Annotated in this window: 1 pseudogene; it reads left to right on the plus strand. The window is 64.5% G+C overall.

What is annotated here, in order from left to right:
* Nucleotides 1–13 precede the first annotated feature (13 nt).
* A pseudogene (locus KBI52_RS33725) lies at nt 14–231 on the plus strand (TetR family transcriptional regulator); the annotation flags it as partial.

The following is a 231-nucleotide window of genomic DNA, read 5'->3' on the forward strand; positions in this document are numbered from 1 at the left end:
GGCAGCCTCGACCATGGCTGAGCAGTATGAGCCTGGCGAGGCGCTGGAGCGGTGGTTGAACCGCTTCATCGAATTCGTCGCGGCCAAGCGCGGCCTATCCGCGGCCTTGCATTCGGGTGATCCGGCTTACGACCCCTTGCCGACTTACCTGATGGAACATTTGGCCCCAGCCGCGTCTCGCCTCCTCCAAGCGGCAGCAACGGAAGGCGTCGTGAGATCGGACGTCGAGCC

Source organism: Microvirga sp. HBU67558, from assembly GCF_018069605.1.
Taxonomy (GTDB): domain Bacteria; phylum Pseudomonadota; class Alphaproteobacteria; order Rhizobiales; family Beijerinckiaceae; genus Microvirga; species Microvirga terrae.